Genomic DNA, 13,577 nt, shown 5'->3' on the forward strand with positions numbered 1-13,577 from the left:
TCTTGGTGACCGACATCAGGGCAGGGTCCATTTCTGGTTGGTGCCGCCGTGGCAGGTCCACAGGTTCACGAGGGTGCCGTCCGAGGAGTTGGCGCCCGACACGTCCAGGCACTTGCCCGACCGCGGGTTCCGCAGCGATCCGTCCGTGGAAGCCTGCCAGTTCTGGTTGGCGCCGCCGTTGCAGGACCACAGGACGACTCTCGCCCCGTCCGCCGTACTGCCACCGCTGACGTCCAGACACTTGCCCAACGCCTTGACCGTCGAGCCCGGCGCCACCGTCCACTGCTGCCTCGCCGCACCCGTACACGACGAGATCTGCACCGCCGCCCCGTCCGCCGAACTACCGTCACGGACATCCAGGCACTTGCCCGCGCCCCCCACGATCGGCCCCGCGGACGGACCTCCCCCGGTGTCGAAGGTGAACGCGTCGACGTCGAAGAGGTATCCGGAGCCGCCGGCGAAGGTCAGGTAGAGCGTGGTGGTGCCGGCCGGTGCCCCGGAGATCGAGCCGTTGACCGTGGTGAAGTTCGTCCACGAGCCGGTGACCGGGACGGTGGCGGAGCCGAGGACGGTGCCGGTCGGCGAGCCGGCCCGGACCTGCAGCGTGCCACCCGCGCCGGCTGACGACACCCGGGCACTGAACGACGTGGCGTTGCTCAGCCTGTACGGCTCGAACGCGATCCAGTCGCCGTTCTCGATGTCACCGACGGACTTGCCGCCCTCGGCTGTCGACTTGTCCAGGATGCTGATGCCGGACGACGTCTTGTGGTGCTCGGCCTGCCGGTGCTTCGGCTGCAGGATGTGCTGGGTGTGCGTGGTGAGCCCGGCGTTGTCGGTGTATTCGGCGTCGAAGACCCCGAAGATGTTCGCCGCGTCGTCGTGCTCACCGTCGACCGGGATGGTGATCGTGCCCGAGCAACCGGTCTTCGAGGTGACCGGGTGGCCGTGGCTGTCGTGACCGACGATGTACGTCATCTTCACCTTGGCGCAGTCGACGGTGCCGTCCTCCGGATCCGTCACGGTGATGGCGAACGGCACGGTGTCGCCGAAGGCGAAGATCTCCCCCGCGGCGGGTCTGTCGACGGTCACGGTCGGCGCGGTGTTGCCGACGGTGATCCGCACGTCGGCGGTGCCGGTGGCGCCCTGCGGATCACGCACGGTCAGCGTGGCGGTGTAGTTCCCGTTCGTGTCGTACGTCTTCGTCGGGTTGGCGGCGGTGGAACCGGTGCCGTCACCGAAGCTCCACGCATAGGTCAGTGCCCCACCGTCGGGATCGGACGAGCCGGCCGAGGAGAAGGTCACGGTCAGCGGCGCCGCGCCGGACGTCCGGTTCGCGCCGGCCACCGCCGTGGGCGCCCTGTTGCCTCCGCCGACGTGGTCGAAGCGGTACAGGGCGGAGTACTGGTCGCCCTGGTACAGCCCGGCACCGTAGTCCAGCACGTAGTAGGAGCCGTCCGGGCCGAACGCCGAGTCGATCACCTGCTTGCCGGTCCAGGGGAAGCTGTCGATGGTGCCCGGGGAGCCGTCCGCGTTGAGGTGGATCGGCTTGATCCAGCCGCGGCCGAACTCCGTGGCGAAGAACTGCCCGTCGAACGACTGGGGGAACTTCGTGGGCGAGTTGAGGTCGGGGTCGTACCGGTACACCGGGCCCGCCATCGGCGACTCCGAGCCGCCGCCGAACGCCGGAGGGCTGCCGGCGTCGCCGCCGTAGCGGATCCAGGCGGCCTTGGCGGGCGGCAGCGTGCTCAGGCCGGTGTTGCGGAACGAGTTGTTCGTCGCCCCGCCCGAGCAGTTGTACTTCGCGCCCGCCGTGTTGGTGGCGAAGTCCCACTCGGCAAACGTCTCGGCGTTCGTGTTCGTGCCGTTGCAGTACGGCCAGCCGTAGAAGCCCGGGCCCGTGACGCGGTTGAACTCGACCTGGCCCTGGGGCCCGCGCGCCGAGGTGGCCCCGGCGTCGGGACCGTAGTCGCCGACGTAGACGATGCCGGTGGCCTTGTCCACGCTCATCCGGAACGGGTTGCGCAGGCCCATCGCGTAGATCTCCGGCCGGGTCCTGGCCGTGCCGGGCGCGAACATGTTGCCTTCCGGGATCGAGTACGACCCGTCGTCCTTCACCTTGATCCGTAGGATCTTGCCGCGCAGGTCGTTGGTGTTGGCGGCGGTGCGCTGCGCGTCGAACGCCGGGTTGCGGTTGGTCCGTTCGTCGAGGGGGGCATACCCGGCGGACTCGAACGGGTTGGTGTCGTCGCCGGTGGACAGGTACAGGTTGCCTGCCGCGTCGAAGTCGATGTCTCCGCCGGCGTGGCAGCAGATGCCGCGGTCGGCCGGCACGTCGAGGACGTCCACTTTGCTGGACTGGTTGATCGTGAAGTCGCCGTTGAGCGTGAACCGGGAGAGCCTGTTGACACCCTGCCACGTCGACCAGTTGCCGCCGGTGGTCGGTGCGTCGCCTCCCGGAGTGGACAGCGGCGGGGCGTAGTAGAGGTAGATGTGCCGGTTGGTGGCGAAACGCGGGTCGATACCGATGCCCTGCAGGCCGTCCTCGTCGTGCGCGTAGACGGGGATGGTGCCGATGACCGTGGTGGTGCCGTTGGCATCGGTGCGGCGCACGGTCCCGTTGCGAGCGGTATGCAGCACCGACCGGTCGGCGAGCACCGCCAGCGACATCGGCTCACCGACTTCCGGCACCCCTCGGGCCAGTTGGACCTGCTGGAAGTCGGCGGCGTTGATCGGGTGCGCCGAGGCCGGCGTCGCGCCGGACAGGTTCGCGACGAGAGCGGCCGCGACCAGGAGCAGAGTCGAACCGATGGCCGGCCAACGTGCGACTGCAGCCCTGTTTATTTTCATGAACATGACAGTGCCGTCCCCTTCCTGAACAGATGACTGCCAGGCTTGGGGCGCGCGCTGCCGCGCCGATGCCGTAGCGGAAATCGCCTCTTCGGCCCGCAGGTGTGCTTCAGCGGGCCACTACGCCGAGCGAGGGCAACCGCTCGGAAACAGCAGGAGTCGATGGCTACCGCGCTGTCGGGTCACATCGACGACTGTGATGGTCCGTCAGCAAGGCTAGGAGACTTCAGCCCGACGTGTCCACACTTCCCTCCGGACCGGCCAGACTTAGGGCTAGTTGTGGAGAATGTCACGAAGGGCCCGAGCCCTGTCGGGACTCGGTGCCATCTCCGAGCCGGACTGGCGGGACGCAGACGGTGGCGCGATCTCCGTCGCCCGCCCCGACGACCGGGCCGAGCCCCGGCCACACCTTCGCCGACCACGAACACACCCGGCGCACCGCCGTCGAGCGGGGCGACCACGTCGCACCCTGCGCCCTCGGCGCACTCGGCGCGAGCCACCACCTGTGCCCGGCCGGCTGCTGCCCGGCCCGCGCCCCCCGACCCGCCGCCGCGGTTCCGGGGCTCGCGAGCGCGGTACCACCAGCAGACCAAGAACCTTCTGGTGTCGTATTCGCCGAAGAAGCTGGGCTTCTTCTAGAGGCACGAAAAAAGGCGCCTGACCTGGGCTTTTGCCCGCCAGGCGCCTTCCTCTCGGCCCGCCAAGAGCAGGGACCGACTTACGTCATAACTCCCAGTTCCTCCCACCGCTGTCCCGCTCCTGACCAGTACTTCCGGACCAGTCACGGACCAAACCCCGACTCACCCCTCAGACTCCGGGCCCTGGCTGACGCGGTCCCACTCCTGCATGGACTGCTCGATGAGGCGGTTGGCCTGCTCTCGGACGCCGTCCAGGAACTTGGCGTAGTGACGGAAGAGGACCTCGATGCTCTGGCCCGCGCGACGAGCGCACTCGGCGGGGTCCACACCGGAGTACAGCCAGAACGAGATCCCGGCGTGCCGGAGATCGTAGGGCCGCTTGGCCAGCTTGGAGGCGAGTTCTGTACGGGTCAGAACGTACTTCCGTGCCCGCGCCCACGTTGTGCCGTATGCAGCTGCGTCCACGTAGTTGCCAGCCTGGTTCCGGAACAGTCGGCCGTCCGGCGCCACGCCGAAGCGTTCGATGTGTGAACGGAGCATGCGTACGAACTGCGGCGGGACAGGCACAGGCCTGGTTGCGGTAGCCGCGCGGCGCTTGAGGGAGTGCACCTCGTGCACCGAGCCACTGTCCGTCCACTCCTTGCCTGAGGTGACGACGCCACCCGAAAGGTTGAGCATCCCCCATCCGGAGTCGGGCAGATGGCACTGTTCGAGCCGGAGATGAATGACCTCTGCAGGCCGCATTGCCGCGTAGTACATGCAGCCGAAGAACGCCTCCAGGTGAGGGCCGCGACCACGCTGCCGGGCAACCGCCGTGAGTAGCCGGGCGACCTGGGCGGGATTGGGAACGGCAGCCGGGTCCACCTCCTCGTTGACCACAGGAGCCTTCCACCTGAGCCCGTTGAGGGGGTTCTCCGTGAAGTAACCTTTCTCCACAGCAACATTGAGGACTTCGTTGAACGCAGCCCGCTTGCGCCGTGCCGTCTTGGCAGCAGCCTCCTTACCGTCCAGCTTGAGGCACAAGGCGTCCAGTGCCCGCCGCAGCACATCGGCTTCCGCGAGAGCGCTGACGGGCAGGGAGTTCCGCTTCATCCAGTCCAGCGCCTGCCGCCATTCCTCGGCTGGCTCTTTCTCCCATGCCTTCTTGTTGAATGCCCAGGAGTACAAGGCTCGCCGCAGGACCCGCGGCTCTGGATAGGTCACGCCAGGGCGCACAAGGGCAGGCGTGATGGTGGCGAATGCGTCGGCCAGTGTGCGGCGGGTGTTTCCCGGCGTGCGGTCCCAACGCTGGTCGAGGTATTCGTGCGCAAGGTCGTACCATGTCGTCCGCTGCTTGATAGCTCGCAGTTCGGACGCTGGCAGCCCTGTGTGCTGATCGAAGGGCTCACCTTCACGCGCTGCCGTCATCAGCTTTGCGCGTCTGCTCTCGGCGAGCCCGACGGTCATGAATGACTCTGACTTTTCGCGCCCATTGACCGTCCACCTGACCATAAACGGCTTGCGCCGATCGAGGCGCTCCCGTATGTCCCAGAAGCGGACATTGTAACTCATCGCCAAGTGTCAGAATCTCTTTCGCACTTGTCCCACCAGGCATCCAGGTCAGGACGACGACACCTGAGTTCACCATTGGGCAACTTGATCATTCGGGGTGCTTCCCCGCGAGCGCGCATTCGATAGAACGCCGACGGACTCATACGGATCTCCGCGAGAACCTCGGCGAGCTTCAGCACCGGAGGGCGAGCCATGCAATATCACCTTCGTGTCGAGAAAGGCTTCATGCCGGAAATCCAGGCGCGCATCAATACGCAGAAGAGCTCCCCATTTCTGCACGGCTGCCGCCCCGGAGTGAACGACGAGACGCAGCCAGGCATCACGCATCGATGCAGCGGATGATTTCCTCACTGCGCACAAGCGAGCGGTCCGGAAGGAGACCTTGCGTAGCGAGCAGCAGTGGCCGTGGGCATGAAAGTGTGTGGTCATTGATGTACCAGCAGCTGGCAACAGCCACCCAACATCTCCTCTCGAATGCGTACGGCTCTGCCAACTGGGTCCGCCACGGCTCCACCGCCAAGCACAGCCGAATGCGAACACCATCAATGCTCTGGAAGATCCCCGGTTTCGGTAACCGGGGATCTGCTGCTATACATCGCCCTGCACTACGACGGCCTGCTCGTCGCGCCTGTTTCCGCCTAGGTCACGAGGCCAGGCGGTACGAGCGGAGGGCCGGGGGGCACAATCCGTGACGAGCACGGGCAGCCTGTAGCCGGTGAGCCGGTCGAGGTTTCGCGCCCCTACACCCTCAAGTGCCAACAACCCAGGCACCGTGGCGCGTTGCTGCGCTGCGGTGCGCATCGAGGTACGTAAAGACCTCTCGGCCACGGCGATAGCCGCGTTACAGCAGATCCTCGCCAATCAATTCTGGCGCGCAGATCTCCTGGGGAGTCCAGGCGTTCGCGGCGCGAGCGGGACAGGGCGCGTGATGGGGGCGAGTCGGAAGGCGGGACTCGACAGGTGGACCTCCTCGGAGCGGGACGCGGTAGTGGGGCCCGGCAGCGCGGGACGCGTACTGACATAGCGGCCAACCCTCTGTAGGCGGGCCTTCAATGCCGCGCCCCGCGGCTGACCTGGTGTTTTCCGGGTCGCTGTACGTTGACATGATCCCGGACGGGGTTCCAGTCCCGTGGGCCACTTTCTCGTCTGCCGTGGGCGAATCCGGCAGCGCGACTGAGGCAACCTCGCAGGGCATTGGCAGTAGTTTGTGAGAAGGACGCCGGCTCCCCCCGCTGCGCGGCAGTCATGGTCGGATCGGCATCTTCCGGAAAAGAGCTGCGGGATGGGTGCCTTTACGGCACATCACTGGGCCTGAGCGGGCTCAAGGAGCTCAAAATCTCGACCGTTAGCGATCAGGCTGCAGGAAGACGGAGCGTGCCCCGAATCCCTGCCCAATTCTTCTACTGCGTGGTGTAGGAGGTGGCGCTCTAGTCGTCCCCGGAGAAGCCGTCGAGGTTAGTGTGGAAGAGCTGGACGGCGAAGCACGACAGTGGCTCGGGCCACCTGCCCATCAGCAGCCCAAAACCGCTTCCCGGGCGGCACGCGACCAGATGGCCTGTTGCCGGGCGGTGAAACCCATGCGGTTCCAGTGAAAGAGGACGTGCCGGGACACGACGCTTCGGAGGCCGAGCCCAAGCCGCCCGTCTCGCGCAATGTCCGCCAGGGCACGCCCTCCGTGCTCCATGCCGGTCACCCAACTCTGTAACGACGCGAGCGGGCCGTCATTGATTGCAGGGCCGGCGTCGAGCAGGAGTAGCTGCCGCATCGTGTCCGCCATGGCGCTGACCCTGTCGGCGGGAACGTCTTCGGGCAACGGCCGTTTGGCCTCGATCTGCCCCCACACGTCGCCCTGCTCACCCCATTCCAGCCCGGCGGCTCGCAGGAACAGGGTGGTGACGAGCAGAGAGGTGGCCTTCGCGTCGAGGACTCCGTCGGTTTCGCCGGCGGCGTGCTGGTGGTAGTCGAGTACGCCCATGCTGTCGGTGTGGAACACACGGTGAGTGATCATCATGCCGTCTGGGCCGCCGAAGGCGACGCTTTCCGGCTCGTACAGGTACGGACACCAGTTCTTCACCACGCTCCAGGACACCGCGCTGTCGAGGGCTTCGGTTACGTGCGCGATGACCTCCTCGGCCGGTGTGCCCGGGCTGGGGTGAACGCGCAGGCGCCAGCAGGGGTACTTACGCAGGAACCACCACGCTCCGACGGGTGCACCGCGCAGGGAGGGCAGGAGGTAGGCGCGGAAGGTTTGTTCGGCGGTGGGGTAGTCGGCGAACTCGATGTTCACCTGGTGCCAGCCCTCGGGGCTGGCGTCGAGCGCAGTCCGGCCAGCAGCGCGGTACCGCTCGACCGCGTCAGCGAGCCGAGCGGGGCTCGTCCCCGCTCGGCTCGCTGCGTCCGCGATCGGCATTCCGCCGAGAACGGACCAGATGGCGTCCTCTGCCGGGCTGATGTCGTGCTCGTGCACTGTGCCGTCCCTTCAGCTCAAGAGCAGGCAGGCATCCCAGTCGGTGACTGGGCCGGCTTCTTGTTCAGCGCTCTGGAACGCCAGGACTGCCCCGGCCTCCCCTTCGAGGAATCCGGCCCCCTCAGGCAGGTCGGCGGCGAGAAAGCGCTGCCTGAGCAGGGGAAGGCGGACGGTGAACGCGTGCGGGGTCTCTGCGTCCTCCGCGAACCGCTGCACCGTGCGCAGGACGCCGCCAACGCCGTGGCACAGGCCGCGATTGGAGAGCTTGTCGAGCTGGTGCGCGTCGTCCAGGCAGTACAGCAGGGCGCGCTCGGCCATCCGTTTGCGGTCCTCGTCGCCGAGGGCTACGGCGGCAAGCTGCTGTGCGCGGGCAAGGCCCGGCGTGCCGTAGCACCAGGACGGGGTGGCGGGGAGGACGGGCGAAGGGCCGACTTCGCTGATCCACCGAGGCCAGCGGGTTCCGCGATGGTCGCTCTGTCGGATCCCGTCGAGCCAGCGGCAGATCCCGGCCATGGCGGTGTCGTGGCCGTCCACGGTGATGCCGCGCCGTTTCGCCAGGGCGAGCAGAGCGAGGGGACCGCTGATGCCGTGCGCGAGCCCCGCGTTGGCGTGGCCGCCCTGTGTGATGGTCTTGCTGGCAGGCGAGTGGGCGACCCACCAGCCGGGCAGCTGTTCCCCGTTGGCCCCGGCGATCGGTTGGGTGAGCCGGACCAGGTACTCCAACACGCCGCGCAGTTCGGGGCCCTCCGGCTGTCGGCGCAGGAGGAGGGAACCGAGGCCGGCCAGCCCACGGAACAGGTCGTACTCAGCGAAGGCGGTGTAGCCACCCTGGTCGATGCGCGCGTGGGCGGCGTCCAGGCGACGCCGGGTGTGCGCGGCCACGATGCGGTCAAGGGTGTGCAGGGCTCCGGCATACCGGTCGCTGTCTGCGGCCGCGAGGTGAAGGACGTACGTCATGGCGGGGGCTCCGAGGAACAGGCCGGCCGTGTCTCCGTCGATCAGCGGGCGGATGCCGGCGAGTTGCTGGTGGACGTCGCGCCATGGGGTGAGGCCGCGGTGAGCGCGTTCGATGTGGAGCAGGGCGGAGCCGAGGGGACCGCGAGCAAGAGACTGCCGTGTGGCGATGGTGGTGTCGGTGATGGGCGGGGCGGTGGTCACCGCTTGGCTCCTTCGGTGCGGATGGTCCAGGACAGGGCGGCAGCGCGGGCGAGGCGTCGGCAGGTTGCTTCGGCGTCGGGGGCGATCCCGGTAGCGCGGTTGTGGTGCATATGCAGCAGGGACCCAAGGACTGACGCCGGATCGATGCCGGTTGCTTCGAGCACCGTTCGGTAGGCGAGCAGGGCGGCTTGGCGTGTGGCCCACGCCTGCGCAACGGCGTCTCCGGCTTGGATTTCTTGGATCGGGCAGTGGTGCTCAGCGCTGGTGAGGCGTACGACGAGGGCTTGTACGTCTCGGGGCAGGGCGGTGGCGCCGTCGCTCTGGGGGAAGTTCGCCGTTAGCCATGCCCGGCCGGCCTCCGGTGTTCCGAGGAAGGCGGTGGCGATGTCGACGAAGCTGGCGGCGGTGACTGCCTGCCGGTGGCTGTCAGGGAGAGGCAAGGCGATCTGTGTCAGGGCGGCATCGGAGTCGGCTGCGAAGAACCTTTCAGCGGCCTCCAGGGCGGCCCCGGTGCCGTAGCGCCCGGTTTCCGGCTCGTCGGTGTCCCACCGCACCCGCTGAAGCAGCCCCTCGGCCCGCAGCTCAGCCGCCCAGGTGGCAACGCGCTGGGCAGTGTTCCCGAACGCGTCCGGGGACGGAAGCCGCAACCGCAGGCGCACGTGGCTGTCGGGGTCCGCGTAGCGGATGAACCACCACTCCAGCGGTTCGACTTCCCCCAGCAGGAGTGGCACGTGCGCGGTGAGCAGTTCGGGTACCCGTGCCGCGTTGCCGTACAGCTTCAGGTACGTCCACGGGGAGGCGCCCGGCAGTCGGCCGGAGTCCCGGCCCACGACGGCCGCTGTCCGGCGGACCGCGGCCGGGGCGGGCCGCTGATCGGAGATGAAGGGCACGGTGACCTCATGGGCGCGGCCCAGCCAGCCGAACGCGTCCTCCGGCGGTGCCTCGCGCAGCATCACGGTTGGGTGGCGGTCCAGTTCGGCTCGCAGGAGTTGGTGGTGGGCCGGGAGGTCGAGGTCCAGGCGCAGCCGCTGGTCGTCGTTGCCGACGTACACCGTGCGGGGCACTCTGCGGCGGGCGCGCCAGTCAGACAAGGCGGATGCCCAGTTGCCGCCGTCGACGAGGTCGGCCGTGCGGAGCCGCCAGGAGGCAGGGGACAGGATGGTACGGCCGACGCGTACCTCGGGCAGGAACGGAAGCCGGGCCGCCGCGCCCCACGCGAACGGGATCAGGGTGGCCGTGTGCGAGCGGTGCAGCTCGGAGACGAAGCGAACCAGAGGATGGGTGGCGTTGGTCAACTCCACGGCGTTCATGACCATCGGCTCGATCACCTGGCCTGTGGACAGCGACACCAGGTAGAGGCGCCGTGCGTCAGCGACAACACCGAGGTGGTCCACGTCGAGCGTGGCGTCCGGGTTGTACTCGCCCACGGAGAGCACGTTCGGCATGAGGGCGGGGGCGCGGCCGACGTTGCGGGTACGCACGCGCAGCGGAGGACTGGACACCTGTCCCAGGTCGGCACCGGCGGTGAGCGTCGGCAGTGTGGAGTACGCGGCGGCCATGCGGTCGAAGTCGGCTGCCTCCAGCATCGTCAGGAAGCGTCCCGTGGTGATACCGACGCTCAGGGACAGTCCTTTGATGACCAGTGCGAACCCGCCGTCTTCCACATCGTTCAGGGAGCGCGCGAGCACCGTGAAGGACAGTGCGACGTGCGCGGGCACCTGGGTGGGCCGGCCGAGGGCCAGGGCCTCGATGTCTGCTTCCGTGAGGTCGACCGTGCGCTGATCGTTCAGGGCGGCGTCCTGGGCGAGGGTGAGGAGGTGCTCGTCTCGAAGGGTCGTGGCCAGCACCGGCCGTTTGAGGACCGTGCCGCGGTAGCCGGCGGGAAAACCGAGGCCGGTGTCCGGGTCGGTGAGGTCGCGCAGGGGCACGATGGTGCCCATGCTGTAGCGCTCCAGAAAGCGCGTGCGGTAGTCCTGCCAGGCCGCTGAGCCGTTCGGGAACGGCGTCAGCCGGGTGATGACCTGTAGGGCATGCTCCGCCTCGCGGGTCACGGTGTCGGGTAGAACGATGTCGCAGTCCGGGCGGAGATTGACCACCAGGCTGCGGTCGGTGATGCCGGTGAGGGCGTTCATCTTCGCCGTGGCCTTGGCGCGGAGCGTGCGCTGGGCTCGCTGTGGGGCCTCGTCGTGGCGGGTGAGGAGCGTGCGGGCCTGACGCAGTTCATCGGCTTTGGCGGGCGCGACGCTGGTGGTGTCGAGTTGCTCGACTAAGTGCCCGAGTGCGTCACCGCACGTCATGGGTGCGTGGAGGCTGGTCAGGAGCACGCGGTGCTCGACGAGGCTGTGCAGCATGGCGTGGATCTGCTCGTCCGGGGTGTCGGGGTAGTCGCTGCGGAGCTTGGCGGCGAGAGTGCTGACGGTGATCGGTGTGCGGGCCAGGGCTAGGACGGTCTCCACGGCGGGGGTGCGACGCAGCGTGGTTTCGGTGGGGCCTTCGGCGCCCGGCTGGAAGAGGAGGGCAATTCGCGAACCGCGGACGATGCATCTGGAATTGGCGACGACGGGTACGTTCCGCAGCACGTCCGGGTCACGTTCCAGTGTGGTGATGACGTCGTTCAGCCACTCAGCGTCGGCGTGGACGAAGGCACGGTGCTCGGTGCCCCAGTCCACGTGACTGGCAGCGCCGATGCGGATGGGGGCCGGCCCGGCGAACAGCCCGAACGGGGTGGCCCGGTACTGCATGCGCAGCACGTAGCGGGCCAGGGAGATGGCGGTGCGCCGTACGGCCCGCGAGCGCTGGCACTGGCCGGCCGCCACTTCCCGGATGGAGTCGGCGAGGCGGGGGGCAGCGAATTCGATCGCGGCGGCCCTGATGTCGTCGGCCCACACCTGGGTGATCCATTCCCGCCACAGATCAGTGTCTGCTGACTCCTCGCCGACCAGTGTTGGCCATGGAGGCAGCGGCGCTGCCATGGGAAACACCGACGCCCTGATCATGCCCGCGTCAACAGTGTGATACATGGCTGTACCCCCTTGGGTCTCGCGGTGGGGGCCAGGCCGGTAAGGAACGGCCCGGCCCCCGACTTCTGTTGTTACTCGCAGGTGCTGTTGGAGCAGGCGGACTGACAGGTCTGGCCGCAGCCGTCGCCGGTGTCGTTCAGCAGCGCGCCGATGACCGGCGCGGACGCGACGGTCTCGATGCTGAGGTCGAAGTCCGACCCTCCGTGCATTGCGAAGTCCGTGCCGGACTTCAGGGTCGTGCCGGTGCTCCTCGGTGCCATCTCGTTCTCCTCTACAGAGGTGGGTGGATGTGCTCTTACCGGCCTGGTCGCGACGCCGGCGGCGTTACGACCAGGAGATCGTGACCCGGGTGTGCCGGCGGTCGATGACCCGGCCGACGGGGAGTTGCTCGTCCGGCGTCCCGGCGGGGTGAACCTCGATGTGCGCACGCTGTCGGCGGTGTTCGCCGTTCCAGACCTGGAACTCCTCGACCAGACGCTCGGCGACCTCCTTGCCCTGCGGCCCATGGCCGGCGGCGCCCAGCTCGAAACGGTCGGGGTCCTCGGTGGCGCGCACCGTCCGGTAGGCGAAGCTGTCGCCGTCCACCAGGGTCGGCACACCGAGCGGCGTCCTGGCGGCGACGAGGCCGCGTTGCCGGGCGGCGGGTGTCGCTGCCATGAGGGGCAGGTTGTGCAACGCGCTCGCCAGCCACAGGTCCAGCTGCTCCTTGGACTCGTCACCAGCGAGCGTCACCCCCGACCACTCCTCGGCACGAGGCGAGCGCAGCGCGGCCCGCAGAGCCTCGGCATCAGGCTCGGGGTGATCGTCCAGGCGAAGGGCGATCTCCTCTCCCTCGACGTCGTGGAGGACAGCCAGACGCATGCGGTTCTCACCGACACCCTGCATCGGCACGAACCCGCACAGCTCCACCCCGTCGCTGACCAGGTGCTGGCCGTCGCGGACGAACGCGACGGTGCGGGTCATGCCGCGCATCCGCAGCGGGACGACCAGCCGGCCGCCCTCGGCAAGCTGGTGAATCCAGGCGGGTGGGATGTCGGCGGCCTGCACGGTGATGATGATGCGGTCGTACGGCTGGTGATCCGGCGCGCCATATTCACCGTCGGCGGTGATCACTGTGACGTTGCTGTAGCCGGTCGCCTTCAAAAAGTCCTTGGCGCGCCGGGTGATATCGGGGTCGATGTCGAGGGTGACGACGTGGCCCCCGTCACCGACCAACTCTGCGAGGTAGGCGGCGTTGACGCCGCCGGAGCCGATCTCCAGGACCTTCATCCCCGGCCGAATGTCAGCCTGCTCGATCTGCATGGCTTGGATGCGCGGCGCGGACACGGAGCTGACCTGCGTGCCAGTGGCGTCGGTCTTGGTGATCGTGGCGGTCTCGGGCTCGTAAACCTTGGCCATGTCCTCGTCAGGCGTGGCGAGGTGGCGGGGAACCGAACGGAAGGCTGCCACGACGCGGGGACTGCGCGCGGCACCGAGTTCGATCAGCTGCTTCACCATCCTGTCGCGCAACTCCTGCTCAGAGGCAGGGCTCTTGTCGCTGTTCTCAGTCATGCCGGGGACGTTTGTCACGAGCAGTCTCCTTCTCGGCGCCCGCGCGCCGAGGTGGTCGGGAGCGGATAATTGGGGTCGGGCTAGGAGGGTCTGGACACGTCGGTTGCCTCCGGGAGGCGGTGATCTGTCGCGCGGCGCTTCCCTTCGTAAGATGCCGGCGAGCTGCCGCCCATGAAGTAGGTGAGTGCCTGCGCCTTGAGTCGGTTAAGGCAGTCCTCGCACGTCATGAACGGTGCATGCTGGCCGTCCCACTGCACCGGGCCGAGCCAGGTAACCGGCAGGTCGGTACGCGTGCACCCGAGCCAGCAGTCGCCTGTGACCCATCGGGAGCTCAGGCATGTGGTC

At 68.1% G+C, this 13,577-nt stretch carries 8 protein-coding genes and 1 pseudogene; 1 reads left to right on the forward strand and 8 read right to left on the reverse strand.

The genetic code is table 11. From position 1 onward, the window contains the following. Positions 1-15: 15 nt before the first annotated feature. Positions 16-2,853: a carbohydrate-binding protein gene (locus tag H4687_RS00770; protein ID WP_046914050.1), complete on the reverse strand. Its 2,838-nt coding sequence runs from the start codon at positions 2,851-2,853 to the stop codon at positions 16-18. Between the two features lie 422 nt (positions 2,854-3,275). Between H4687_RS00770 and H4687_RS00775 the strand changes: the two are divergent. Beyond that, positions 3,276-3,401: pseudogene (locus tag H4687_RS00775) on the forward strand (ferrochelatase); the annotation flags it as partial. A 246-nt stretch (positions 3,402-3,647) separates the two neighbouring features. On the opposite strand, the gene H4687_RS00780 reads toward H4687_RS00775, so the two are convergent. From H4687_RS00780 to fxlM, 7 genes are all read right to left on the reverse strand, one after another. Beyond that, positions 3,648-5,036, reverse strand: coding sequence for a tyrosine-type recombinase/integrase (locus H4687_RS00780; protein ID WP_046914049.1), 1,389 nt, complete (start codon positions 5,034-5,036; stop codon positions 3,648-3,650). Continuing rightward, on the reverse strand, positions 5,033-5,230 hold the full coding sequence (locus tag H4687_RS45990; protein WP_078907685.1) for a helix-turn-helix transcriptional regulator: 198 nt from the start codon (positions 5,228-5,230) through the stop codon (positions 5,033-5,035). The genes H4687_RS00780 and H4687_RS45990 overlap by 4 nt, the downstream gene beginning before the upstream one ends. A 1,316-nt stretch (positions 5,231-6,546) precedes the next feature. After that, a complete protein-coding gene (locus tag H4687_RS00785) occupies positions 6,547-7,503 on the reverse strand; it encodes a thiopeptide-type bacteriocin biosynthesis protein (RefSeq protein WP_234317446.1) in 957 nt (318 codons plus the stop codon). A gap of 12 nt (positions 7,504-7,515) precedes the next feature. Next, positions 7,516-8,661, reverse strand: coding sequence for a lanthionine synthetase C family protein (locus tag H4687_RS00790; protein ID WP_046914048.1), 1,146 nt, complete (start codon positions 8,659-8,661; stop codon positions 7,516-7,518). Continuing rightward, on the reverse strand, positions 8,658-11,681 hold the full coding sequence (locus tag H4687_RS00795; RefSeq protein ID WP_046914047.1) for a lantibiotic dehydratase: 3,024 nt from the start codon (positions 11,679-11,681) through the stop codon (positions 8,658-8,660). The genes H4687_RS00790 and H4687_RS00795 overlap by 4 nt, the downstream gene beginning before the upstream one ends. A 71-nt stretch (positions 11,682-11,752) precedes the next feature. Then, on the reverse strand, positions 11,753-11,941 hold the full coding sequence (locus H4687_RS00800) for an FxLD family lanthipeptide (RefSeq protein WP_046914046.1): 189 nt from the start codon (positions 11,939-11,941) through the stop codon (positions 11,753-11,755). Between the two features lie 64 nt (positions 11,942-12,005). Continuing rightward, positions 12,006-13,232 carry a methyltransferase, FxLD system gene (gene fxlM / locus H4687_RS00805; RefSeq protein WP_046914045.1) on the reverse strand — a complete coding sequence of 409 codons (1,227 nt, stop codon included), beginning with the start codon at positions 13,230-13,232 and terminating at the stop codon, positions 12,006-12,008. Positions 13,233-13,577 lie beyond the last annotated feature (345 nt).

The organism is Streptomyces stelliscabiei, assembly GCF_014873495.1.
Classification (GTDB): Bacteria; Actinomycetota; Actinomycetes; order Streptomycetales; family Streptomycetaceae; genus Streptomyces; species Streptomyces bottropensis.

Bases quoted from the DNA above. Each gene is read 5' to 3' on its own strand.
- H4687_RS00800 (WP_046914046.1), bottom strand. From the start codon at position 11,941: ATGGCACCGAGGAGCACCGGCACGACCCTGAAGTCCGGCACGGACTTC.
- fxlM (WP_046914045.1), bottom strand. From the start codon at position 13,232: ATGACTGAGAACAGCGACAAGAGCCCTGCCTCTGAGCAGGAGTTGCGC.
- H4687_RS00795 (WP_046914047.1), bottom strand. From the start codon at position 11,681: ATGTATCACACTGTTGACGCGGGCATGATCAGGGCGTCGGTGTTTCCC.
- H4687_RS45990 (WP_078907685.1), bottom strand. From the start codon at position 5,230: ATGGCTCGCCCTCCGGTGCTGAAGCTCGCCGAGGTTCTCGCGGAGATC.
- H4687_RS00770 (WP_046914050.1), bottom strand. From the start codon at position 2,853: ATGTTCATGAAAATAAACAGGGCTGCAGTCGCACGTTGGCCGGCCATC.
- H4687_RS00780 (WP_046914049.1), bottom strand. From the start codon at position 5,036: ATGAGTTACAATGTCCGCTTCTGGGACATACGGGAGCGCCTCGATCGG.